General features: G+C 51.6%; 25 protein-coding genes. 16 read left to right on the top strand and 9 right to left on the bottom strand.

The window, feature by feature from the left end; genetic code table 11:
- The first annotated feature begins 32 nt into the window (after window positions 1-32).
- Window positions 33-1,667: a tetratricopeptide repeat-containing glycosyltransferase family protein gene (locus tag GM557_RS07420; protein ID WP_196424619.1), complete on the top strand. Its 1,635-nt coding sequence runs from the start codon at window positions 33-35 to the stop codon at window positions 1,665-1,667.
- Between the two features lie 8 nt (window positions 1,668-1,675).
- Here the strand turns inward: GM557_RS07420 and GM557_RS07415 are convergent, their stop codons facing one another.
- On the bottom strand, window positions 1,676-2,674 hold the full coding sequence (locus GM557_RS07415; protein WP_155573713.1) for a lytic transglycosylase domain-containing protein: 999 nt from the start codon (window positions 2,672-2,674) through the stop codon (window positions 1,676-1,678).
- A gap of 179 nt (window positions 2,675-2,853) precedes the next feature.
- Here GM557_RS07415 and GM557_RS07410 point away from each other — a divergent pair, with 179 nt between their 5' ends.
- Genes GM557_RS07410 through GM557_RS07400 form a run of 3 tightly spaced genes read left to right on the top strand, consistent with a single transcriptional unit; the run spans window position 2,854 to window position 4,900 of the window.
- Window positions 2,854-4,026 carry a flagellar basal body P-ring protein FlgI gene (locus GM557_RS07410; RefSeq protein WP_155573712.1) on the top strand — a complete coding sequence of 391 codons (1,173 nt, stop codon included), beginning with the start codon at window positions 2,854-2,856 and terminating at the stop codon, window positions 4,024-4,026.
- A gap of 17 nt (window positions 4,027-4,043) precedes the next feature.
- Window positions 4,044-4,424: a rod-binding protein gene (locus GM557_RS07405; protein ID WP_155573711.1), complete on the top strand. Its 381-nt coding sequence runs from the start codon at window positions 4,044-4,046 to the stop codon at window positions 4,422-4,424.
- Window positions 4,421-4,900 (top strand): hypothetical protein, encoded by a 480-nt coding sequence (locus GM557_RS07400; RefSeq protein ID WP_155573710.1) that lies wholly within the window; start codon window positions 4,421-4,423, stop codon window positions 4,898-4,900. Before GM557_RS07405 ends, GM557_RS07400 begins: the two co-directional genes overlap by 4 nt.
- 11 nt (window positions 4,901-4,911) lie before the next feature.
- On the opposite strand, the gene GM557_RS07395 is transcribed toward GM557_RS07400, so the two are convergent.
- Window positions 4,912-5,406 carry a hypothetical protein gene (locus tag GM557_RS07395; RefSeq protein ID WP_155573709.1) on the bottom strand — a complete coding sequence of 165 codons (495 nt, stop codon included), beginning with the start codon at window positions 5,404-5,406 and terminating at the stop codon, window positions 4,912-4,914.
- A gap of 13 nt (window positions 5,407-5,419) precedes the next feature.
- Window positions 5,420-6,145, bottom strand: a complete 726-nt coding sequence (locus GM557_RS07390) for a glycosyltransferase family 25 protein (protein ID WP_155573708.1) — start codon at window positions 6,143-6,145, stop codon at window positions 5,420-5,422.
- Between the two features lie 204 nt (window positions 6,146-6,349).
- Between GM557_RS07390 and GM557_RS07385 the strand changes: the two genes are divergently transcribed.
- The 9 genes from GM557_RS07385 to GM557_RS07345 all read left to right on the top strand — a co-directional run bounded on the left by GM557_RS07385 (window position 6,350) and on the right by GM557_RS07345 (window position 15,525).
- Window positions 6,350-7,183, top strand: a complete 834-nt coding sequence (locus GM557_RS07385) for a DUF1217 domain-containing protein (RefSeq protein ID WP_155573707.1) — start codon at window positions 6,350-6,352, stop codon at window positions 7,181-7,183.
- 104 nt (window positions 7,184-7,287) lie between these two features.
- The gene (fliI, locus tag GM557_RS07380) at window positions 7,288-8,679 is read left to right on the top strand and encodes a flagellar protein export ATPase FliI (RefSeq protein WP_155573755.1); all 1,392 of its coding nucleotides are present in this window, start codon (window positions 7,288-7,290) and stop codon (window positions 8,677-8,679) included.
- Window positions 8,680-8,717: 38 nt separating this feature from the next.
- On the top strand, window positions 8,718-9,131 hold the full coding sequence (locus tag GM557_RS07375; protein ID WP_155573706.1) for a flagellar FliJ family protein: 414 nt from the start codon (window positions 8,718-8,720) through the stop codon (window positions 9,129-9,131).
- A 194-nt stretch (window positions 9,132-9,325) separates the two neighbouring features.
- On the top strand, window positions 9,326-10,093 hold the full coding sequence (locus GM557_RS07370; protein ID WP_155573705.1) for a hypothetical protein: 768 nt from the start codon (window positions 9,326-9,328) through the stop codon (window positions 10,091-10,093).
- Window positions 10,094-10,162: 69 nt separating this feature from the next.
- Window positions 10,163-11,371, top strand: coding sequence for a flagellar motor protein MotB (locus GM557_RS08935; RefSeq protein WP_155573704.1), 1,209 nt, complete (start codon window positions 10,163-10,165; stop codon window positions 11,369-11,371).
- Window positions 11,372-11,440: 69 nt separating this feature from the next.
- On the top strand, window positions 11,441-12,301 hold the full coding sequence (motA, locus tag GM557_RS07360) for a flagellar motor stator protein MotA (RefSeq protein ID WP_155573703.1): 861 nt from the start codon (window positions 11,441-11,443) through the stop codon (window positions 12,299-12,301).
- Window positions 12,301-14,316: a hypothetical protein gene (locus GM557_RS07355; RefSeq protein WP_155573702.1), complete on the top strand. Its 2,016-nt coding sequence runs from the start codon at window positions 12,301-12,303 to the stop codon at window positions 14,314-14,316. The genes motA and GM557_RS07355 overlap by 1 nt, the downstream gene beginning before the upstream one ends.
- A 27-nt stretch (window positions 14,317-14,343) precedes the next feature.
- Window positions 14,344-15,066 carry a flagellar hook assembly protein FlgD gene (locus tag GM557_RS07350; protein WP_155573701.1) on the top strand — a complete coding sequence of 241 codons (723 nt, stop codon included), beginning with the start codon at window positions 14,344-14,346 and terminating at the stop codon, window positions 15,064-15,066.
- Window positions 15,067-15,150: 84 nt separating this feature from the next.
- On the top strand, window positions 15,151-15,525 hold the full coding sequence (locus tag GM557_RS07345) for a flagellar biosynthesis regulator FlaF (RefSeq protein ID WP_155573700.1): 375 nt from the start codon (window positions 15,151-15,153) through the stop codon (window positions 15,523-15,525).
- Between the two features lie 40 nt (window positions 15,526-15,565).
- Here GM557_RS07345 and GM557_RS07340 read toward each other — a convergent pair whose 3' ends face one another.
- Window positions 15,566-15,976 carry a hypothetical protein gene (locus tag GM557_RS07340; protein WP_155573699.1) on the bottom strand — a complete coding sequence of 137 codons (411 nt, stop codon included), beginning with the start codon at window positions 15,974-15,976 and terminating at the stop codon, window positions 15,566-15,568.
- Between the two features lie 338 nt (window positions 15,977-16,314).
- Here GM557_RS07340 and GM557_RS07335 point away from each other — a divergent pair, with 338 nt between their 5' ends.
- Together GM557_RS07335 and GM557_RS07330 are read left to right on the top strand one after the other, a co-directional pair.
- Entirely contained in the window at window positions 16,315-16,560 is a 246-nt protein-coding gene (locus GM557_RS07335; protein WP_155573698.1) for a hypothetical protein, read from the top strand.
- Between the two features lie 288 nt (window positions 16,561-16,848).
- Complete coding sequence (locus GM557_RS07330; RefSeq protein ID WP_155573697.1) at window positions 16,849-17,559, top strand: MucR family transcriptional regulator; 711 nt, start codon at window positions 16,849-16,851, stop codon at window positions 17,557-17,559.
- Window positions 17,560-17,659: 100 nt separating this feature from the next.
- Here GM557_RS07330 and GM557_RS07325 read toward each other — a convergent pair whose 3' ends face one another.
- From GM557_RS07325 to GM557_RS07305, 5 genes are all read right to left on the bottom strand, one after another.
- Window positions 17,660-19,450: a flagellar hook-basal body complex protein gene (locus GM557_RS07325; RefSeq protein ID WP_155573696.1), complete on the bottom strand. Its 1,791-nt coding sequence runs from the start codon at window positions 19,448-19,450 to the stop codon at window positions 17,660-17,662.
- A 123-nt stretch (window positions 19,451-19,573) separates the two neighbouring features.
- The gene (locus GM557_RS07320; RefSeq protein ID WP_155573695.1) at window positions 19,574-20,683 is read right to left on the bottom strand and encodes a flagellar biosynthesis protein FlhB; all 1,110 of its coding nucleotides are present in this window, start codon (window positions 20,681-20,683) and stop codon (window positions 19,574-19,576) included.
- 6 nt (window positions 20,684-20,689) lie between these two features.
- A complete protein-coding gene (locus tag GM557_RS07315) occupies window positions 20,690-21,526 on the bottom strand; it encodes a flagellar biosynthetic protein FliR (RefSeq protein ID WP_155573694.1) in 837 nt (278 codons plus the stop codon).
- A complete protein-coding gene (locus GM557_RS07310; protein ID WP_099026900.1) occupies window positions 21,527-21,802 on the bottom strand; it encodes an EscS/YscS/HrcS family type III secretion system export apparatus protein in 276 nt (91 codons plus the stop codon).
- Window positions 21,803-21,844: 42 nt separating this feature from the next.
- Complete coding sequence (locus tag GM557_RS07305) at window positions 21,845-22,201, bottom strand: flagellar hook-basal body complex protein FliE (protein WP_155573693.1); 357 nt, start codon at window positions 22,199-22,201, stop codon at window positions 21,845-21,847.
- Between the two features lie 223 nt (window positions 22,202-22,424).
- Between GM557_RS07305 and GM557_RS07300 the strand changes: the two genes are divergently transcribed.
- Window positions 22,425-22,670: a hypothetical protein gene (locus GM557_RS07300; protein ID WP_155573692.1), complete on the top strand. Its 246-nt coding sequence runs from the start codon at window positions 22,425-22,427 to the stop codon at window positions 22,668-22,670.
- Window position 22,671 lies beyond the last annotated feature (1 nt).

Here is a 22,671-nt window from a genome sequence, read left to right as displayed (position 1 = left end):
GATGTGGTTTAGGCCATAGAGGGAGGAATGTTATGACAATGGTGGAGCAACATAATGGTGCAAAAGGGCCTCCCTCTCCGTCCCAAAGTGCGCTGCCTGAGGGGCTAACGCCAGAGGCTTTGACGCTTTGTTGCAAAGAGCTTTACGCTATGGGTCAAGGGGTACAAGCTACGAGTCTTGCGATACAGGCAGCACAGGCTAGTCAAGATATTCCGGTGCTTTTAGCAGCAGGGCTTTTTCTTACCCAACAGACAGCGCATCATGATGTTGCTGTAGCGATTTTTCGCAAAGCACTGCTGCTTTTGCCACAGGGTCATGCTGTTTTGGCCTCCCTGCAAGGGGAGTTGAAATTATGCCTTGCCGGGGCTTTGATGGCAGCAGGTAAGCGTGATGAATCCATCAGCCTCTTTATGGAGATTGCGCAGAATTACCCTGAACATCGTCTTTTTGCAGGGGAACATATCTCCATGGGCTTGTTAGAGGCAGGCTTAGCAGACCAAGCCGAGCGTGTTTTGGCGGTATGGTTACAAGAGGGGCCGCCTTCTGTTGCTCTCTATAATAATATGGGCTGCGCGTTAGAGCGGCTTAACCGCTCGCGCGAGGCGATGGTTTATTATCAAAAGGGGATAGAGCTTGCCTCGCGTGATGAGGATGTCTCTTTTGGGTATGCGATGGCCTTGCTTAAAGCTGGAGCATATGAGGAAGGGTTTGCGCGTTATGTGCGGCGCGTGCCGCGTATGCCTAATCTTTCATGGTGGTTTTATAAGGATTTGCCGCGTCTAACGCAGGGTGTGCCTTTAGCAGGGAAGCGTATTCTCTTTTATCAAGAGCAAGGTTTAGGGGATACGATACAGTTCATTCGCTTTTTGCCAGAGATTGCTCGTCAAGCAGGGCATATCACTATAGCGGCCCTTCCGCCTCTAGCTCGTTTGTTGGCCGAGACCTATCCTATGGTTGAGGTCTGTTTGGTAGCGGAGCTTTTAAAGACGCCAGAACGGGTTAAAGAATATGATACGTCTTGCCCTATTCCAGACTTACCTTATCTGTGTGACCTCAAATCTCCTGCGGCGTTGCCACCCTTTACCCCTTATCTTGCTGTGCCGTTAGAGCGGCGGGCACATTTTGCACAAATTGTAGAGCGCGTGATTGCCCAGCAAAGGGGTGTTCAGGCTCAAGAGCTAGAGACGCGGCGTCTGCGTGTAGGCCTAGTTTGGGCAGGTGATGCACGGACAAGCGCGCAAGACGTGGCCTCTGATAAGCGGCGGTCGAGCAGCTTTGCGGAGATGATGGCCGCTTTTGGCACGGTTGAGGCGGATTTCTTTAATCTACAATATGGCCCACGGCGTGGTGAGCTTGTGGGGGTAGAGACGCCGCAACCCGTCTATGACGTGATGGATGAAGTACAGGATATGGCCGATACGGCAGCGTTGATGGAAGCTCTGGACCTTATAATTTCTGTCGATACAGCACCGTTGCATCTGGCAGGGGCGTTAGGACGAGAGGTGTGGCTTGTGAGCCGTTGGGATGCGTGTTGGCGTTGGGGTGATGAAGGGGAACGGACCCCATGGTACCCGACAATGCGTATTTTCCGTGCCCAAGAATTATCCTTTGTTCCTGTCTTGCAGGAGGTTGGTGCAGATTTGCGCCAGCGTGCCATGGCTATTTAAATGGCTGTTTAATAGGCAGGAATATAAGGCATAGCCGCCGTGCTATGGACAGCCATCGCCCGATAAGCGGCTAGATTGCGCCCATTTTGGGAGGTTTTAAGCCGTTGATGAGGCGGTGGCGGCATTGTCGGGCGGAAAAGCCCTCGGAAAGGCCGGAAGGGGCGATGTGTGTTTAGGTTATTAGCAGGTGGCGGGTTTGTCGCCTCGGTTGTCTGAGGTGCCATCGCTTGGGGTGGATGGGCGTGGCGTTGGGCGAGGAAGGCATTTGCCCCGGTCCCTGCATGGTTAATGCCACTTCCTACAGGCATATCCCCTGCTTGACGAATGATGAAAGGGCGATACGGGGCGGTAGCGGGCCTAGGAGCTATGGGCGGTTTTGGTCCCGTGTGTGGCATACTATGTGGTGCGGGGCTGATATTGGGGGCGGGGTCGCCTTGGGGGATGGCCCATTGCTGGAGGACATGCTCAAGATAAGGTGTGCCATTGCTGGCAATCTGGGAGTGATATGCCGCTACAGCCCGTGGCCAACTGCCTGTTTGATCGCGCATTCTTTGGAGGAACATCCCCGCATAACGGGCATTATTATAGGGGTCGAAGGCAATCTCTAAGGAAGGGAAAGCCGTAGGGTGATGGAGGAGATTAACCTGCATGCACCCGACATCAATAGAGGTTATCCCTTGTTGTTGAAAGGCTTTCACCGCGGCGATGGCTTCCTCCCGGCTGGCGTAAAAATGCCCGCTCCCTGCTGCGTTAATGCTCCATGGCCAGGGGAGGAGTGCCCCCTTATTATCGGGGCGGCCTGTTTCAACACGGCTGATGGCCGAGAGGAACCCATCCGGTAAGCGTAAGGCACGCTCAACTTGCGCTGTAGCATCGCTGCATAAACGGGATTGGCTACGCTCTAAAGGAGGGGAGGCTGTTTCTGCCCGAAGGGGTATTAGTGGGGAAAGGAGACTCCCCCCTAACAATAACATGCTGCAATAACGTAAAGAGAGAGAAACAGACATGAGGCTAGCCATGGTAAGACAGGCAGGGAGAAAAGCCCTTGCCCTGCTTGTTGGAGGAATGGTCTTTCTTTATGTCTTTATATAAAGAAAATGATGCGCTATTTTAAGGCTTATAATTGAATATTTTCCTTGTATATTCTTCTCTCAAGGTTAGATTGGGCGGCAGGAGGCTATGCCTGATGTTTTTGAAAAGCTGTTGTGGGGGATTATCCCAGCGGATAAGAGGGGGATGGTCCGTCCGCCGCTATGCTCTTTTAGTGGCTTGTGCGTATGCGTTTTTGGGTGCGTGGTGGGGTGGCCCCGCCTATGGCTCGGTTGTACGCATTAAGGATATTGTGGATTATGAAGGCGTACGCGACAACCAACTTGTCGGGTATGGTCTTGTTGCCGGTCTTAATGGCACAGGCGACCGCCTGACCAATACGCTGTTTACGCGTGAGACGTTGATTGGCATGCTCAACCGCCTTGGCGTGAATATCCGCGACAAAGCCATTCAGTTACAGACACATAACACGGCTGCGGTGATGGTCACAGCGACATTGCCCCCCTTTGCTCATGGTGGTAGCCGGATTGACGTAACAGTCTCCGCCGTGGGGGATGCCCAAAGTCTGACAGGCGGGACGTTGATTGTAACGCCTCTACAAGCGGCTGATGGTGAGGTTTATGCTGTTGCACAAGGCTCTTTGGTGACAAATGCCTTTACCGCACAAGGCCCCGGTGCAACGGCAACGCGTAACGTCCCAACAAGTGGTCATATCGCTAATGGTGCGGTTGTGGAGCGTGAAGTACCTGTTCTTTTAGGGGCGGGTGGTATTATCCATTTAGCGTTGAAGAACTCTAACTACACGACTGCGGTGCGAATTGCGGATGTCATTAACCGCCATATGGGGCGCGGAACGGCCAGAGTGGATGACCCACGGACCGTTGCAGTGAATCTCGCAGGGCGGAATGTGTCAGAAGCGTTGTATGAGATTGGGGATTTAACCGTCACACCTGATACAATGGCGAAAGTGATTGTCGATGAGGCTGCCGGTACGATTGTGATTGGTGAGAATGTCCGCATCACGACTGTTGCTATCGCACAAGGTAACCTCACCGTGCAGGTGACGAACACGCCAGAGGTTGTTCAACCCAATGCCTTTGGTGGGGGGCAGACAGCTGTTGTGCCACGAACACAGATCAATGCGACAACAGACCGTGAGCATAAGATGGGGATTCTCTCTGATGGGCCGTCTTTATCCAATTTGGTGACGGGGCTTAATGCCCTTGGTGTTGGCCCACGCGATATGATTAGCATCCTACAGGCAATTAAGGCTGATGGAGCTTTGCAGGCTGAGCTTGAGGTCCGCTAAGGGGAAGGGCGCATTATATGGATGTTTCATCAACAATGGCGGCGCGTTTTGCTGTTACAGCTCATGCGGCTCATACAGCTAAAGCGCAGCCCTCTCCGGCTGGTTCATCCGCTATGGAGGATAAGACGCGTAAAACCGCCCAAGATTTTGAGGCAATGGCCCTCGGTGAGATGTTACAGCCGATGTTCGATACGGTGGATAATTCTGCCGCACCTTTTGGTGGTGGTAATGCAGAGAAGCAATTTCGCTCTATGCAAGTGTTGGAGCTCGGCAAGGAAGTTGCCCGAAGTGGTGGGGTTGGGATTGCTCATCAAGTCTATGGTCGGATGAAAGAGATGCAGGAAAAAGCGGCTCATTCTCCCCAGGTAGGGCATAGTATGAAGGGGCGTAAAGGATGAAGAGGCTAAGGCTTGGTCAAGCCCTTCGTAAAGTTGCAGGGCATTTCTCAGGGCGCGACCTTACGGCAAAAGAGACATTTTCTTTCACGGCTCTCATTCGTGCTTTTACCGAGGCAACGGAAATTATGGTGAAGGAAAATCGCCTGCTGGAAGCGGAGAATGTGACAGAAGCAACGGCTTTACTGCCAGAGAAAACCGCACGGATCGAAAAATTGTCCACTCTGGTAGAGCAAGCGCGGCGAGCGGGGGTAGGGGCTGAGAATTTGCCCGCAAGTTTCCGACAAGTGCAGAGTCGTTTTGCAGATATTGCCGCGCAAAATCGTGTTCTTCTCCAACGGGCTGTAGTGACGCAAGAGGCGGTAATGCAGTTTTTGGTAGAGAGCGCAATGGAAGAAAGCCGCCATGGTTATGGGCGGACAGGAGAGGCCGGGGCGGATACATCCCGCGCCAACATCTCCCTTAATAACCGCGTTTAATAGATGACGCCTTACCAGTAATCACCAATCATATGGCGGGGTTGGTTGCTATCAGGGTCCGCAGCGGGGCTCCAGATGGTCCAATCCCATGGTGTTGTATCGCGGTGATTTTCTGCCGTCATGGCAGCGATAAGCTCTTGTGAGGGGGTGAGATGAGCGTGCTTTTTGTGGCTCATTGTTTGTTTGATATGGGCCTGAAGAGCCCCATAAGCTTGTTCATCCCCCATATAGACACATCCACAGGCTAGAGGGTCTGCATACAGGTAGATTCGTTGGCCATCAGGGGCCATGCGGTAGGTGATGCTGCCATCGGGGAGGCTATTCATCAGCCCATAGCGGGCTGTTGTATTAGCGGGGTGTGCGACAAAGCCTGCCTGACTGAGGAGCTGCCCTTGGGCAAGATAGGGTGCGGCAGGCCGCACACAGCCCCCTAAAGAGGCAAGGCCGAACAAGGCAGCACTGCCAAGCATTGAGGTAAGGAGAGAGCGGAACGCGCGGTGTGTCATTATATTCACTTTCTTAAGCGCGGTTGAGGCTTTGGGCGGTTAGGTTATCGGTCAGAACAAGGGGGGGCACACAGCAATAAGCCTTCATCTCCGCGTAATGGCGGTTCATAAGATGGTCGATGCTGCTGCTAATGAGTGTCCTATTGCCTAAGGAGGGGTAGTTGATGGGGAGGGATGCCATAGGGAGGCAGCGTTTCATGAGCGATACAGCCCCAAGAGGGGAGAGGGCATAACCGCAAATGCCGAAGGTTTGTTTGAGCCGGAAGGGAAGTGTTTCTACCTGCTGGAAGCGGAAGCCTTCAATCCCACGGCGTACATCATCTTGATTAAACTGGGCAAAGCAATCCGTTTGGCCGGGGAGAACCTCATAATGTAGTGGGGCATCGGAGTTCTGCCCCCAGAGGATAATCTCCCAATCTTCAGGGAGGTTTTGGATGATCTCTTGGCTTTTGGAGGCAAAGTTTTGGCAGAGAAAGGCATCATCCTCAAAGATATGGGCAGGCTCTTGGCTTTGGGCGATGGCCCCCCATAGGGCAATATGCGTCAGGCCAGAACCTACAGCTCCAGCGGTAAATTGGCAGTCTGCGGTTAGCATTCCGGCTTTAATGATGTTCTGCCTGTCCACTTGTTGGCCATCAATGCCCGGTGCATGGGTAATGTCGGGGAGATGGCTATTAACGCGCCGGAAGCGTTCTAGTCGTTCTGGCGTGCGGGCAAGACTAATGACATAATGTTTCATGAAGGCCCTTTGGAAGACTATAAGGTTATTTTATGGATTATATAAAAGAGATACAGGGATTATAGGGGAAATTAGCCTTATTGTGCTGAAAATTGGCCAGAAGAAGCCTTTTGTTAAATATCTCTGGTTTATGATGGGCTCTCTTGCGAGGGTATGGCCTTTTTCGTGCCCGCTACTGATATGTTTGATGGAGGAAGGTGGCATATGGGACTTAGCGGTATTTCGCCTGTAGCTCAGTTTCTGACAGCCCGTAAGGATGAAGTTCAGGCAGCAGCCAATAACATTAAAGGTGATAACGAAGCCAAGCGCATGGTGGCGGACTTCCAACAAAAGGCGTCCTCCATCACCACGACTGATGCGTTGATGAAGAATTACTCCGTTAATCAAGTGGTATTAGGGGCGTATAACCTAAGCTCTTTAAGTGGGCAGCAAGCGGTAGAACGACAATTATTAACACAAGACCCTACATCGTCTTCGTCTCTCGCACGTACTTCGCAGAATGCGAGCTGGTTGGCCTTTGCTGATGCGTTCGCTAGTTTAGGCGCGGGGAAAGGGACAGCAGAAGCAACGCCGTTTACCTCGGATTTGATTGCCTCGACCGTAAGCTCATATGAACAACGTCGTTATGAGACGAGTGATGCGCTTAAGCAAAATGGCGTGGGGGATGCGTTGTATTTCACCCGGCGGATGCAATCCGGGCAGGTGAAAACGCTTAATGATGTGATGTCCGATGCCACATTATTGCGGGTGGTTGAGGTTGTAAGCGGGTATGACCCTGACCAGTTCGGTGTGTTGGATTTTGATCAGCAACAACGTATTTTGAGCAAGAAGGTTGATATGAGTACCTTCTCTAAGCCTGATAGTGTGCAGCGTTACGCGGAGCAATATTTGGCGCAAATCCAGATGCACCCCGATTATAATAGCGATGATAAGCCTGCCAGCATGATTGACCTTTTTGGTGGTGATGATGGTGGTGATGGGATTTTGGCCCTCTTTGGCGGGAGTGATAGCGGATCATCTAGCTCTGGGCTGTTGTAATGGCTGTGATCCTGACGAATAAGCCCGATAGTGCCGCACAATGTCAGGCTGTGCGGGCGAAAAATGCGGCTTTAACAGCGCAATTAGCGAGTCAGGAAGGGATTATGCAGGCTCTGCCCGACTTGCTTCGCCCTGCAGCGGCTGGGGTGCCTTTAGGGGAGCTTGCTGGGCGGGTTGTGGATGTGTCTGGCCTATGTGTGACCGTAGCAGGGCTGGCGGCCTTTACCGCTGTGGGGGATCATATACGGATTCGTACTCTTGATGGGCGCGATATTCTTGCCGAGATTATTGCCTTTCGTCAGAAGCAAGCCTTAGCGATGAGCTATGAAGCGATTGAGGGGATTGGTGCTGGCTGTCCTGTCTTTTTTGCTTTGTACGGCAAGGGGCAACGCCAGCAGGCCCCTTCGGCGGGGTTGGCGGTTAATGAGTCTTGGATTGGGCGGGTGGTGGACCCAATGGGTACGCCGCTTGATGGTAAGGGTGTGCTTTTACCGTCCAGCCATCGGCAAAAGCGGCGTGCCATTCCCCCTAACGCAACAGAGCGTGCCCGCCTAGGGCCACGGATTGACCTTGGCATTAAGGCGATGAATCTGTTCACCACTTGTCGGGAGGGGCAGCGTCTGGGGTTGTTTGCAGGCTCTGGCGTAGGGAAATCCACCCTTATGGGGATGTTAGCGCGGGAGACTGCGTGTGATGTCACGGTGATTTCCCTCGTAGGGGAGCGTGGGCGTGAGGTACGCGAGTTTTTAGAGGATGACCTTGGGCCGGAAGGTTTAGCAAAGTCTGTTTTGGTCATTGCAACCTCAGATAGCTCGGCCTTAATGCGGCGTGAGGCGGCGTATAGCGCGATGGCTGTGGCAGAGTATTTTCGCGACCAAGGGAAGTCCGTTTTATTTTTGATGGATAGCGTGACGCGTTTTTGCCAAGCCTTGCGAGAGATTGGCCTTTCTGCCGGGGAAGTCCCTGCCACGCGGGGTTATCCGCCGAGTGTGTTTGCGACCCTCCCACGGCTGTTAGAGCGCGCTGGGCCGGGGACGCCACAGGGGGCGCAAAAAGCAGGCCAGATGACGGCGTTATTCTCTGTTCTGGTGGAAGGTGATGACCAAAACGAACCTGTGGCTGATACAGTGCGCGGGATTTTGGATGGTCATATTGTGCTAGAACGCGCAATTGCGGAATCGGGGCGTTATCCCGCGATGAACATATTGCGCTCTCTCTCTCGTGCAGTGCCGGGCTGTAATAGTGAGCAAGAAAACGCGTTAACAACTCACGCGCGCCGTCTTTTGGCGCAATGGGAGGATGTGCGCGACCTTGTTCGTTTAGGGGCATATAAGCCGGGTAATGATATGGAGACCGACCAAGCCGTACAGCTCGGCCCGCAATTAGAGCGGTTTTTAACGCAGAAGAAGATGGAACGTGTCTCGTTAGAAGAATCCTTTGCTGGGCTTGAGGCGATTTTAGCGCCTGCTGAGTATGGCGAGGAGCAGGCATTATAAAGCCAGCACGTCTAAAGGCCCTTACCGCTCTGGCCAAAATGCAAAAACGCGATACTGATGCAGCACGCACGCGGCTTGCGGCCTGCCTTGCTGAGGAGCGGCGCATTGAAGTGCAAAAAGATACGCTTATAGCCCAGATGGAGGAGAATCGTACTTTATTAGGGACGATGCGCGAAGATGTCGCTCAAGACCCAGCATTATGGAATGGCTATCGCCATTGGTTACCCCTCGCCCAAGCGGAGCTAGAGCGGTTGGATGAGGCCTTAGCGCAAGCTGAGGCGGAAAGTGCCCGTGCAAGAGCGGTGCTTATGGGGCGAGTCCGAGAGGAGGAGGGGACAAAAACGATATTAACGCATCATCAGCAGAAGCAAGCGCAGCACGCACAACGCCAAGAACAAGCGATGTTAGATGAGCGCGCACAGTATCATGCGTTAGCGTATGAGGAATTGTGACCTAAGTCTTAATAAACCACAACAAACCTTCTACAAGTTCAGCAACAAGACCTTAAAAAAACCCTATTTTTAGGCATGTGCAAGGCTTATGTCTTGCGAAATATCTTGAGGATTCACATTTAGCCTTGTAAAAAACAAAGTTATATAAGGCAAAATCATGGCTTAATCGTGCCGCACTTTAGAAGGAGCACAATATGCAAACAGGGACTTCACCCTCAGGGAAGATTATGCTCGCAACGCCCTGTTTTGGTGGCATGGTGACAACGGGCTATATGCTGTCGGTCATTGGTTATGCCTCTAGCGGGCAGAGCATCCCTATGACGGTTATGCATGTTGGTGATGATGCCATGATTACGCGGGCACGCAACACGCTGTTATCGAACTTCTATTTCCGCTCCGATTGTACGCATCTTTTGTTTGTGGATGCGGATATCAGTTTTCCCGCTAATGCGCCAACGCGTCTTTTTGAGGCGGGTAAGGATGTTATTGCGGGGTTGTATCCGCTGCGGGATCGTTTTTGGGATGATCAAACAAAGCATAACATTCTTGCTGGGGAGAGGCAGCAGACAGCCTCATTGCGTTATGTCGGTGAGACTGCAGCAATGCGTGAAACCTACGAGCATGGTCCGCTCTTAAAAACCGCTTATGCGGGTACGGGTTTTATGATGATTAGTCGTCATGCGGTAAGTCGTATGCTCAAAGCTTATCCAGAGTTGGAATATAAACGCATTGACGCCCCCGCAGGTGAGGATGGCCGCCGTTTTGCCCTTTTTGAGGGAAGTATTGATGCTGAAAGCGGCACATATCTGAGTGAGGATTACACATTTTGCAAACGCTGGCGGGAGATTGGCGGTGAAGTGTGGGTCGATACGGCGATTGAGCTGACCCATACGGGGACATCCTCTTTCTCCGGTGTGCCGTCTGTTCGGGTGGGTATTGCTCATAATAGGAGGTCTGCGTGATGCAAGGCGTGGCCCAGCTTGTCTCATTAGGGCGGGCGTCTTTTTGCTTGTTAAAATGGTGGGCGCGTCATGGCTGAGGGGAAGAACACGCCAACAATCATTATTAAAAGAGAAGAGATTGTCAGTGGCAGGCACCATGGTGGGGCATGGAAGGTTGCTTATGCAGACTTTATGACCGCGATGATGGCTTTCTTCTTGCTGATGTGGTTGTTGAATATCACAACAGATGAGCAGAAGCGCGGGATTGCTCTATTCTTTAACCCTATGGCGGACCGCACAGGCTCTGCAACATCGAATCAAGCTTTGTTAGAGACATCCCCGCTTTCTGCTCCGTCATCTTTGCGGATGGTGCAGAACTCTGACCAAGAGCCAGCTCCAAAGCCAGATGCGTTAGAGAGTGATCCTGAGGAGCATGCTCATGATGGCCAAGGGGATGGTAGAGGCCGTGATGGTAAGGGGCAAGAAGGCATCCTAACCAATAATGGCGTGAGTATTCTGTCATCCGGTGAAGATACACATCCTGATGAAGATGATAGTAATGCAGGTCGGCCAGAGATTATTCCCTTAGGGGGGCCGAAAACAGGTGCGGCGGAAAATGTGGGTCAAGTTGGCCAAGGTAATGCAGCAGATACCGGGCGTGCGGGTGATGGTGCTCCCGCTGGTGCTGGGGCAGAGCGAAGCCCTGCTGCAAAGCCAGTGGAGCAAGCGGCTCAGGAAGATACGTATCTTCATCATGTCGTGGAGGGGTTAAAAACCACTTTCACGCATGAGGCGGGGTTGAATGATTTAAAGGACAATCTTGGTTTTAAGATGGGGACGAATGAAATTCGCATCGAGGTGCAAGATACAGCTCATAAAGCGATGTTTGATAATGGTGAGGTTGTCCCTAATAAGGATGGCCAAGCCTTATTAGAGCGGGTTGCTGCATGGTTAGGCACGTTGCCAGAGGATATCTCCATCATTGGGGAGACCGATGGTGTGCCTTACCATATGAAGGAGGTAAATCCGCACGGCTTATCAAACTGGACCTTATCGGAGATGAGAGCAGACCGTGTGCGCGAGCTGTTTGTACGCTCTGGTTATCCCGATAGACGGATTAGGAGTGTGGAAGGGCGTGCTGACCGTAGCCTAGCAGACCCCGCACACCCAGAAGCCCCTGAGAATAGGCGGATTGTTCTGCTCATTCATCGCTTCCATCCCTTGCCAGATAGTTTTGCACAAGCGGGTGATAAGCCTGCCACGCCTCAAAATGGTGCTGAGCAGGGGAAAGCGCGATGAGCAGAGGGGCGCGTAAAATAGCCCATAGAGGGGCGGTATTAGGACGAGTTTTGAGAGAGGAAGGCTAAGATGCTGTATATTGGTGGGCTGATTTTTGCACTCTTATGCGTGTTTGGCTCGTTTGCCGCCTCCGGGGGGGCTTTGGCCCCTTTGCTGGCCTCTATGCCTTTTGAGCTTTTGACAATCCTCGGTGCGGCCATTGGTGTGTTCATCATGAGCAACAGTATGGAGGCGGTGAAGTCCGTTTTTGGCTATCTGATGCTGGTCATTAAAGGGCCACGATATGGGCGGCAGAATTATTTAGATCTGCTGGCTCTGCTGTATCGGCTATTGAAGCAAGCGAATATGAAAGGCATTGCCTCTCTGGAAAATGACTTTGAAAGCCCAGAGGAAAGCAGCATCTTTGCTACAGCTCCGATGATTAAAGCTGATGAAAAGGCATGCGATTTAATCTGCGATTATTTGCGGTTAATTAGTATGAATCTTGATGAGAGCCATCAGCTTGATGAAATTATGGGGCGGGAATTAAAGAAAAATCTGCATGAGGACCTCCATATTGCTGAGTCCTTTACCTCCATTTCTGATGCGTTGCCCGCTTTGGGGATTGTGGCTGCGGTGCTAGGGGTGGTGAAAACAATGGCGGCGATTAGTAAGCCTCCCGCTGTGTTGGGGGAGATGATTGCTGGGGCCTTGGTTGGGACCTTCCTTGGTGTGTTGTTGGCTTATGGTGTGGTCAGTCCTTTAGCGTCGCGTATGCAATCAGTCGTGAAAATGGATAACCATTATTACGACATTATCCGCACGGTGTTAGTGGCCTTTGTACAAGGCCAGCCGCCACAAGTCTGCATTGAGATTGGCCGTAAGGCTATCCCAGAAGAACTCATGCCCGGCTTTGCAGAAGTCGATACTATGCTGACAGAGTTAGTCTAATGTCTTTGCCGTCTCTCACGACTATGGATTTAGCGGATATTAACCCCAGTCTTGCCTCACAGGGAGGGAGTAAGGCCACACAAGGGGGGGGTGTTAAGCCCAATATCTCTATTCCCTCTAAAGCGGGGCGTAAACAATTTGCCGCTATATTGGCAGCGCAGGATCATGCCGCGCAAGATCCTTCTTCGCAAGAAGGGAATAAGACGAATATAGGGCAGCAGGACACTGGGGTACAAACAGAGGCGCAGGGCCAGACAGAGCAGCAAACAGCTTCAGAGCAGGGAGATACTCCCTCAGAAGGAGCACAACAGGCAGCTCGAAGGCAGGATGGGCCGGAGCAGACAGTTTATTCAGAGGATAAGCTGGTTGATAAGGGGCGGACGCACCCTTCACAAGAGGCTGTAGCGGCTAAGGATGAGACGCTCACACCGCAGGAAGCAGCGGAGGCGCGGCAGAAGGCAGAGCAAGATGATGACCCCTCCAAAGCGCATCAATCTTCATCAGCGCAGACTGCCGTAGATCTTCAAGCAGCGTTATCCATAGCGGGACTTTTTACAACGCATCATTCTACCGCAATAGAGGGGCCCTCCTCAGCGAGTGCTTCACTGGCAGGGCAGGCTTCTATAGGCGTTGCGGGGCGTGATGCGGCGTCATCCTTAGCGCGGTTTGCAGTTTTAGAGGGGCAAACGCAAAAGGAGGCCTCTGTTAAGGCCGTGGATGCGTCTATGGCCTCTGTGGGTGAGGCATCGTCCCAGCACGGTATGGCCGAGCAAGCCCCAGCCTCATTTATGACGCAGCCGATGAAGCAGACAACGCCCGTAGAGGCGGCGTTCGCCCAAGGCTTTAACATGCAGAGAGGGCTTTCTCATGCTCTTTCCGAAGGGGAGCAGGGTGCGGCCTCCGTGCGTTTATCATCTCAAGCAGTTACTGCATCACAAGGGGCGGTATCCTCGGTAGCGCAGAATGGTGCCCAAGATGGGAAACAAGCCGTTACTGCTTTGAGTTTCCAACCTGCCACTATGGCGGCGATGTCTTCCACAGTGAAGGGGCCATCCTCACCATCTTCGGTTATCCCACATGGGGCAACGCACGATGAGCAGACGCATGCGGGGAGCAATACATTGTTCGACCTGCTTGTAAAATCATCGGCCCAGACGGGAGGGCAGTCTTTATCCTCAGGTGGGGAGCAAGGTGGAGCGGGACATGATGGTGCATCAGAGCATAATTTAGCAGAGCGAGCCGCGCGGACGGATATAGCCGCCGCGACACATGGGGATGATGCTGGCAAGAGCGGTTTGAATGTGGGGGAAGGCTCCTTTTTAGGGCTTGTCTCATCACATATGGAGGGCAGCAACGACGCTGACCAGAATATGGGGGTGGAGGTGGCTTCCTCCCATAGTTTGCCGCAACATCAGGCGCAGCAGGCGGGAGGCGAGGTTAAAGCCTCTCTTATGCAGCATAATCTTGCCACGCCAAGCGTGCTTTCTGCTCGCACCTCTAACGGGCAGGCGGGGACATTAAACATAACGGTCACGACCTCTGATGATACGTCCGTGCGTGTCCAGTTGAATCGTTCGCCAGAAGGGCTTTCCTCCCTTGCATTGCAAGGTCAGGATGATGGCACAACGGATGCGTTGCAAAAAACGCACCATATCCTTGCTCGTCAGCTTGATGAGGTTGGGCTTCATGCAGGGGTGATGAAGATTGATGTTCTCCCCACTGAAGCAGGCCAAGGCGCGCACGGGGGGGAGCAGAACATGCCCCAACAGCAAAGCCCTAACCAAGGCCAACATCAGGGGCAAAACCAGCAGGGGCAAGCGACCTTTCAACAGGCAGGTGGCTTTTTGGCAGGTGGTGATGGCGGTGCGGGCCAGCAGCACACAGCGCGGCAGCCTAGGGCTATTTTGCGCGCTGCACAGAGCGAGGCATCGCCGCAAGATGACACATCATACACCCCTACCGGGACGGCAGGGGGCGCATCTGGTGGGATGGGCCGGCTGAATATTTCAGTCTAATCAGTTTTAGAGTGGAGGGAAAACGTCATGGTTAGCGCAACGTCTAATAATCTTTTAGCCTTGCAACAAGCAGCGGATAGTGCTGCGCGTAGCGGAGCATCCTCTTTGTCTGGAGCGGGGCAGAGTGGGAGCTCTAGTACTAATACGGCCGGGGCTTTTGCCTCTATGGCCAAGAATGAGAATAACTTTCTCACATTGCTGACAACACAGCTCAAACATCAGGACCCTAGCAGCCCGATGAATACCGAGAATATGGCCTCTCAGTTGGCTCAATTCTCCGCTGTGGAGCAGCAGGTCCAGACGAATAACAACCTTAACACGCTTATCTCCCTTAATGAGACAGGGCAGCTTACGCAGGATAAAGGCCTTGTGGGTCGTCAGGTGAGTGTATCTGGTTCCACCTTGCCGTTGCAATCTGGCTCGGCAGGCTTGTCCTTTAAAGCGGGTGCTGGCCAAGTGGTTGGTATTTCCATCGCTAATAGTGCCGGCCAGATTGTACGTCATGCTGTCATGCAAGCAGGAGGCGGCCAGACGTCTTGGAGCTGGGATGGTAAGGATGATAACGGCAGCAGCCTAAGCGATGGGGCTTATAGCGTTGCTGTTAAGACAGTTGATAGCCGCGGTAATACGGCTGACGTTCCCTTCACAGTAAAAGGCACGGTCACAGCAGTGAAGAAAGGTAGCTCTGGGATGAATGTCATGATGGGGGATGCAGAGGTCCCGATGACTGATATTCAAGCCGCGAGCTAAATTGTCTGATTGATGGGATTATGGGGGCTTTGCCTGCGTGGAAAAGCCCAGCCATAACTATAGAGGGGAGGCGGTTGCTCGTTTATGTATCAACATAACGCCATGAATGCTTATCGCAGTGCTGTTAGTCAGTCTCTCTCTGATAGGGAAGCTGATGCAGAATGTTTCCGCCGTTTGATAGCCGCGTTAGAGAGTGTCGCTTATGAGGGCGATGTGATTAAGCGTAATCAGGCTATTGCGAAGAATCAACGGCTTTGGTCACTGATCCAACGGGCGAATGCTGTGGAAGCAGGCATGGTGGAAACAGAAGATAGATTACTGTTTGCCCGGATGGCTGACCAAGCACAGAAATATGGTATTCGCGCGATGTTAGACCCAACATTAAGCCTAACACCTCTTATTGAGGCGGCTTCTAATGTGTTGGAAGGTTTAAGCTCTCTTGCGGAAGATGAGGGCTAATAAGAACGGGTTCCCTCTGGAAGGAACCCGTTTTTTATGGCTAAGGGCTTGTACAATTTTGGTCCACACAGCTCCGGCTAGGAGGAGAGGGTAGGTAAGGGGCTTGGGATGTAATGTAATTGCCCCAAGGGGTGAAGGCAGGGGCATTCCAGCCATATTGAACAGAGAGTTGTGGGTCGCGGTAAGACCCCCAAAGCGGTCCTGCCCATGGGGCTGGCTGCTCGTGGGGGCGGTAGTCGTCCCGTTGCCATGTGCTGCCGAAGGAGGGCGGCGGCGGCGGTGGCGGTGGTAGATGGGTAAACTCCCTCATAGCTGGTGGCGGTGCTGGGGGTGGGCGTAGAAGATAAGCATTGCCGCCATAAAAATGCTGTGCCATGGCTGGGGTTGATGCGGTACTGGTAAGGGCTGGGAGCAGTAAAACCGCAGGGAGAATGAGCTTATATATGGACATCGCGCCTCCTTTTTACATCCCGTTAAGGGTAATAGGCCTTCCAATGGTATAGGATGAGATATAATAAGGCATATAAGATTAACTGTTAGGAAATAGGGTTCCAATTTAAGAAGAAAATGGAGATATATAAGGAATATCTTATAGAGAGATAGGTTTTTATTATCTTAAAAATTAATCGTGAGCTATATTTTTAATCATTTTTTAATGTGCCTTCTCTATATAGGCTTTGCTGGCCTTATGATGAATGGGTCAATTATTATTTTTAGGTCTTTATACCGTATAAGAGGCAATAGAGGCCAAAAGCTCGCTAGAGAGACTGTTTTGAGAAGGATTACCTGATGCAGCGTAGCGTTGTTTCGTCTTGCTCTGGAGCGGTAGGGGACCGGTTGCAGGATTTCATGACAGATATGCGCGCGCTTGCCGCAGGGGCGGCGGCTTTGTCATCGCAAGTGCAGCATGATGAGCGCGGTGAGGCACTTCGTACAGCCTCTTATAAGCGGGATAAGCTTATCTATCAGCAATCGCGAGAAATAGGGATGGGGATTGCTGCTATGGTGGCGTGCAGCATTGATAGTATGACGTGAGAGCCATGCGTTACGCTCTGGGTTATCGTGTGAGGCTTGTTGGCATCTGTCAGCAAGCCTTCTTTTTTAAAGGCTATTTCCATGAAAAAGACAAAAATAGCCATTTTTTCGTCTTTTTCGATTTGTATAGTCCTCCTCATAAAATCTTATAACGGTTCTTTTAAAAAGAGAGTTATTGACCAAATGTGAGAGCTGGTTATTAAAAGCACTTGCCGTGTGGTTTGTAACAATCTTTTAATAAGACGGGTAAGATAGGCTAAGCTAGAGTCGGACATAGGAGGGGGACAAATGACAGTGCAGACAACAAGTAATTTTATTGAGAAGGGGATTGGGCGACTTCTTGCACGCTTCCAGCAGGAGTTTTCATCATCTCAAACATTAAGTGATATTGTCGGTCAGGCAGAGCATTTGCGTGGCATGACGGAGACGCTACTAAGCCTTGCTCAACATTACCCAGAGCGGGCAAGCATCGTGCTGAATGTCCTCTCAGAGCTTGTGGATCTTGGGGTTATCCACGATATGACGAGCGCATCAGATGAGATTGTGCGTCTCGCACAGAAGATGACGGCCGTTCTGCCTACGGGGAAAAATGAAGGTAGGGACGCTTTTGCAGGTTTGGCGGCATTGGCAAGCCAGCAAGGCCGTGGGTTTACGGGCTCTCTGGGGAGCCATTTTGTACAAGGTATGTCCCCTGAGGTAAAAGAAAAGCCGGGCCAGTGGATTGCAAACCGCGATGAGCCTTATTGCGCGCCTGAAGAATCTATCTTCCGTGATGAAATTATTTGTCTGCATTGTGGTGGGGCGTTTAGCATGCTCAAACGTCATATTGAGCGGCAACATCGCCAAAGCCCCGAGGGGTATCGCCTTTATTGGGGTTTAGCAGCAGATTATCCCATGGCGTGTGAGAGTTATTCCACAATGAAGAAGCTAGAGGCTTCTCGTACCGGGCTTGGTCATTATGACCGCAAGAAGAAGAATCACCCTCACATCAAGGCCTAAAGGGTCCCTCCTCTTGAGAGTAAGATGTGCTGGCTAGCCAAGAAAAAGGGCGCGAGGTGGTAAAACACCCGCGCCCTTTTTATGGCCTATATGAGACGGTTTATTGCTTCATAGCGATTGTTTGCTGGAGCAATGTATCGGCTGTTGTGACGATTTTCGTGTTCGCACTGTAAGCTTCTTGCGCCACAATGAGGGCGGAGAGATCGCCTGTTAGGTTGGTTGTGGAGGCTTCCACAAAGCCTACAGCGAGGGAGCCTGTGCCATTCTCACCGACAAGGCCCGTTTGAGGGGTGCCAGAGCGTGATGTGGCAAGGTAAGCTTGGCCATCTACGGCTTGAAGGCCATTGACGTTGTTAAAGTTTGTCAAAGCGACTTTGCCGATAAGCTGCGTATAGCCGTTGTCAAATTGCGCCATGACAGAGCCATCGCTTTCAATCTCGGCACCGGTATAGGTGCCAGAGGTAATGCTATCATTTGTAAGAGTAGTAGCATCGCCGCCAAGGGATGTCCCAGTTGTGAGGGAGGCATTGCTGAGGTCAAGCGTGTAATTTGTACCATTGATGCTTAGAGACGTGGTAACGGGGCTGCCTTTGCTGACAGCTTGACCATCAAAGCTTTGGATGCTGCCATCTTTATTGAAGATGACAGAATGAGCCTGATCCATTTTTACAGGAGAGGTGGTGGTGGCATCATAAGGGTCCACCGCTTGGACAGACCATGTTTGTGGAGACGCTGAGGTTTGCGTCCATTTTACAGCCACAGGGACCTGCGAGGTGGTACTAGCATTAGTTTGCCCGTTTGTGCCGCCTGTGGTGGAGGCAGCTGTGCTGGCAACCATGAGGGGGGAGCTCATATAGCTTTGCATACTATCGGTTGTTGTCCCGATTGTTGTCGGGCTCATAGATAGTGTCGTGCCAGAGAGGCTAAGCGGGTTTGCCTGGTTGGTAGAGGCGGAGTTATTGGTTGTTACCATAGTGGTTCCGCTCGTCCCACCAATGGTGCCGAGGGCGAGATTGATGGTTTGTTCCACATTGTTGCCGTAGTGGGCCGTAATGGGGATTTCCGCCTTTGAGCCTACTGTTGATGAGCCAACCTCTTTACCTGTTTTCATATCGGTAATTGAGGCAAGAGAGCCGGAATGGTCGAATGTGACTTGATAATTATTGGGCGCGATGGTGCCTGTCCCATCTGCATCATAAGCAGAGACATTCCAAACAAGTGGGTTAGTGTCGCTTTGCTGCCATTGGATGGCTATTTTATGGGGGTTAGAGCTTGCATCATAGGTTGTGGTGGCAGCAGTTGTATAGCTTTGCGGTGTGTAGTTGGCGGGGTCCGCAGGGAGCTTACCTACCGCAGCGTTAAGGGTCATGGTTGTTGTCGCGGTTGGCTTAAAGCCAACATTGCTGACATTAAGTGGGCTGATAACATTGGTGAGCGAGCCAGTGGAATCAGTCATATAGCCGTCTAAATAATAGCCGGCAGGGTTAACAAGATACCCTTTTTTATCCTGCTGGAAGTCACCATTGCGCGTATAGAATTTTTGCTCGGAGAAATTGGTAACTCCGGCATTTGCTGCGCCTGCCCCGGTGGGTTTGGAGGTTACAAACATCCCCTTACCGGAAATATCTAAAGCCATGCCATTGGTGCTGTTGGTCGCCGTCCCGGCATTATCAACATGTTGCACTGTGATGGCCTGCACTGTGTTGGATTGCGCTTGGGAAGCGGAGTTCCCTGTGATGCTCCCTGCTACGAAATCCGCAAAGGAGGTTGTGTCCGCCTTATAGCCAACGGTCTGGCTGTTGGCGATGTTGTTACTAAGGTTGGTAAAGGCATCTGACTGGGCATTGATGCCGCTGACAGCCGTTGTGAGTGCATTAAACACACCAGACATGATTCTATCCTTGGTTCTGACGCATGAATTAAGGTTATTCTATGGCATAAATTAGACATGTCTTTCTATTCAAATCAAATATAACATGCTTATTTCATGAATAAGGCGTTACATAAAGGTTTTTTAAAGAGATGATGATGTCTCTGTAGGAAGCTGCGCGCGTGCGCCGGGGGTTTTAAGGCGCATCACATAGGCAATAATTGTAGCAACGGGCTTCCAAAACTCCTCGGGGATTTCACTATCAAGAGGGAGGCTGTGCAAAGAGCGTGCTAAAGGCGGGTTGGAGATAACGGGGATTCGCGCTTTGCGGGCAATATCGCGGATGCGAAAAGCCAGATCATCCATACCTTTAGCAACAATATGCGGGGCTGTGTTGCTGTTTTGGTCGTAAAGAATCGCTACGGCATAATGGGTAGGGTTGACGACAATAACGGTGGCCTCTTTCACAGCCTTCATCATCTGTCGGCGGGAGCGGCTTTGGCGTAGCTGCCTAAGGCGGGCCTTAATTTGCGGGTCCCCCTCCGTTTGTTTCATTTCATCTTTAATATCTTGCAAGCTCATCCGTAATTTGGCGAAGCGATGATAGCGCGTCCAGACCTCATCGAGCCCTGTGATGACGCATTGTATGGCCAGCACCATAAAACCCGCATAGACGAACCAAGATTTCATGGCATCAATAAGTTGATACGGCGTCCAGCGTTCTGTTTGTGGGGCTAAATCAACCGTTTGTAAGGCAACCTTGTAAAGGATAACGCCAAAGACGGCGAATTTAGCGATGGTTTTTAGCAACTCGATCAGATTATTCACACTGACGATTCGCTTGAGGCCTTTGAGCGGGGAGAGGCGGCTTATATCAGGCTGCAAACTTTGGGGGCGAAAGAGGAAACCCGTTTGTAACAACCCGCCGATTAAAATAGCACAGGCCCCTGTGCCCATAAGAGGGCCAATGAGGTGGAGGCCTGCTGTAAGAGCATGGAGGGTAAAGCCATAGAGGGCCGCGGGGTCCTGACCTACAAAGTCAAAATGAAGGAAGATGCCATTCATCTCCCGGATAAATTGCCGTGCTGCGTTAGGAATGGTCAGCGCAAAAACGAGCAAAAACGTGCCTAAGGCAACGAGGATGAGCAGCTCTTTCGATTGAGCAATATTGCCATCTTCGCGTGCTTTTTGGAGGCGTTTTTCTGTTGGGTCTTGGGTCTTTTCACCCCCGCCGCTGCCATTTTCTTCTGCCATATGATGTTAGGGGGTGGTTAGCCCAAGGCCGGGCAGGGTGGAGAGATAGAGCTGCATTTTCTCTGCCCATGTGCTGGTAAGGATTTGTATGAGTAAGGCTAGGAGCAAAATCCCCCCTAGAATCTGTGCGGGGATGGCAAGGGAATAGACTTGTATGGAGGGCATTAGCCGGTTAAGCACCCCCAGCATGGCAGGCCATAATGTCCCTATTAGAATATAAGGGGCGGCAAGTTGCATCCCGATGAGGAAGCTAACACTGACAATATGGGTTATATCTTTTGTCATATCCCCCACAAGGAGGGCGGTAAGATGCCCTGCTGGAAAGAGTGTATAAGAGCCAGAAATCGCAAAAAGAGGGAGGGCGTAGAGCCCTGTTGCAAAAAGGATGATGGGGGCCAAAGCATTGGTCATATGGCTGACGGCTGTGCTGGAAGCTCCTAATTGGCTATCAGTTTGGATGACGCTTGCCATCCCGGTAAAGACGGCGATAATTTGCCCCGCAATAGCGAGGGAAAGGCTCAGAAGCCGCGCCATCATGCCGAGGAAAAACCCACAAAGAAGTTCCCCTGCAATGAGCTTGAGCAACATAGAGGGCATACGCAACGCCTCGCCAGAGACGGCGATGAGTCGTTGCTGAATGACGGGTAAAAGGGCGATGGTTATCCCTAAGCATAGCCCTGCTCGGATACGGGCGGGGGCTCCCATTTCTCCAAGGCCAGGGGCGAGCATAACTACGGCACTAACACGGCAGAGGATGATGACAAATATGCCTGTTAGGATGGCGATAGAGCCATGAGGTGCGGCAAGGTCAGGCGAGCCAAAGAAATCGGCTAGGCTGTTCATTTAGATGCCCCCAGCCTTGATGAGTTGATCAAAAATCAGCTCTGCATAGGCATGGATGGTGGCGTGCATGAAGGAGGCTGTGAGTATCAGCGTTGCTGTTGCCGCAATGAATTTTGGTACAAAGGAGAGTGTAGCTTCGCTAATTTGTGTCATCGCTTGAAAGAGTGAGACACATAGCCCCGCTAATAGGGATGCCAATAGGGAGGGGGCCCCAAGTTTGACGGCAACAAGAAGTGTTTGACGCAGTATTTCCTGCACATCAACCGCGTGCCCCATTGGGTGCTCCCCTCGTAATTGGCTGTTATTGCCTAATAAGGCTTAAATGGACATCCGCATAACGTCTTGATAGGCGCTCACAAAGCGATCCCGTAATGTTGTGACGGTTTGCAAGGTGAGTTTTGCTTCTTCAACAGAGGCCACAACATCGGACATATTGCCTTTGCCAGAGAGGGCAAGGGCCGTTTGGCTCTCCGCTACTTTGCCTGTGTTAATGGCCCCTTTAATGGCAGTGCTTAAAACAGAGCTGAAGCTAGAGACAGCATCGCTTGTGTCGGCATCTGTCATGGGGGCAGCATTTTCTAAGCGGGTTGCTTGAGTAAGCTGTTGGGCACGACCATAGGCCTGCCCGGCATCAAAGCTTTGTGCTGTGGTGCTGGCAATGCTGGAAAGGGACATGGCCTTGGGAACACTCCTATAAATGAGAGAGGCTGCACCGTGAGGTACAAGGACTTCATGGGCTTTTGTAATGCTTGCTTAAAAATAATTCCATAATTTTCTCAAAAAATAAGGCAATTTTATGGCTTGTTAAAAGTTATATGCTTAATTGGCTTTGTTTTTGGGTTTTGATTCGCTATCAAAAGCCAATAGATGTGGTTCTAAACCCTAATGTAAGGATAAAATGATGTCAGAAGCGTCACTAGCCTCTCAGTTAGCGTCTTCTATGAAGATGCATACGGTTCAACAAGCGCGTGAGGCGCGTAAGGCGGTGCGGCCGCAAAATGCGGGGCGCGTACAAATCTCCTCCCAGCGTAGCAATGGGGCGCAAGCGTCTATGCAGCTTGATGCGACAGGGCAGGTGGTTCCCAGCGCAAAAGGCGTGCGTAAAAACTCCGCTACAGCCAGCTTTGCCAGCTTGTTGGGTTAAG

The sequence above is a fragment of the Bombella sp. ESL0385 genome (assembly GCF_009725755.1).
GTDB lineage: Bacteria > Pseudomonadota > Alphaproteobacteria > Acetobacterales > Acetobacteraceae > Bombella > Bombella pollinis.
Note: the sequence above shows the minus strand (reverse complement) of the source record. Positions and strands in the feature narration are given on the sequence as shown.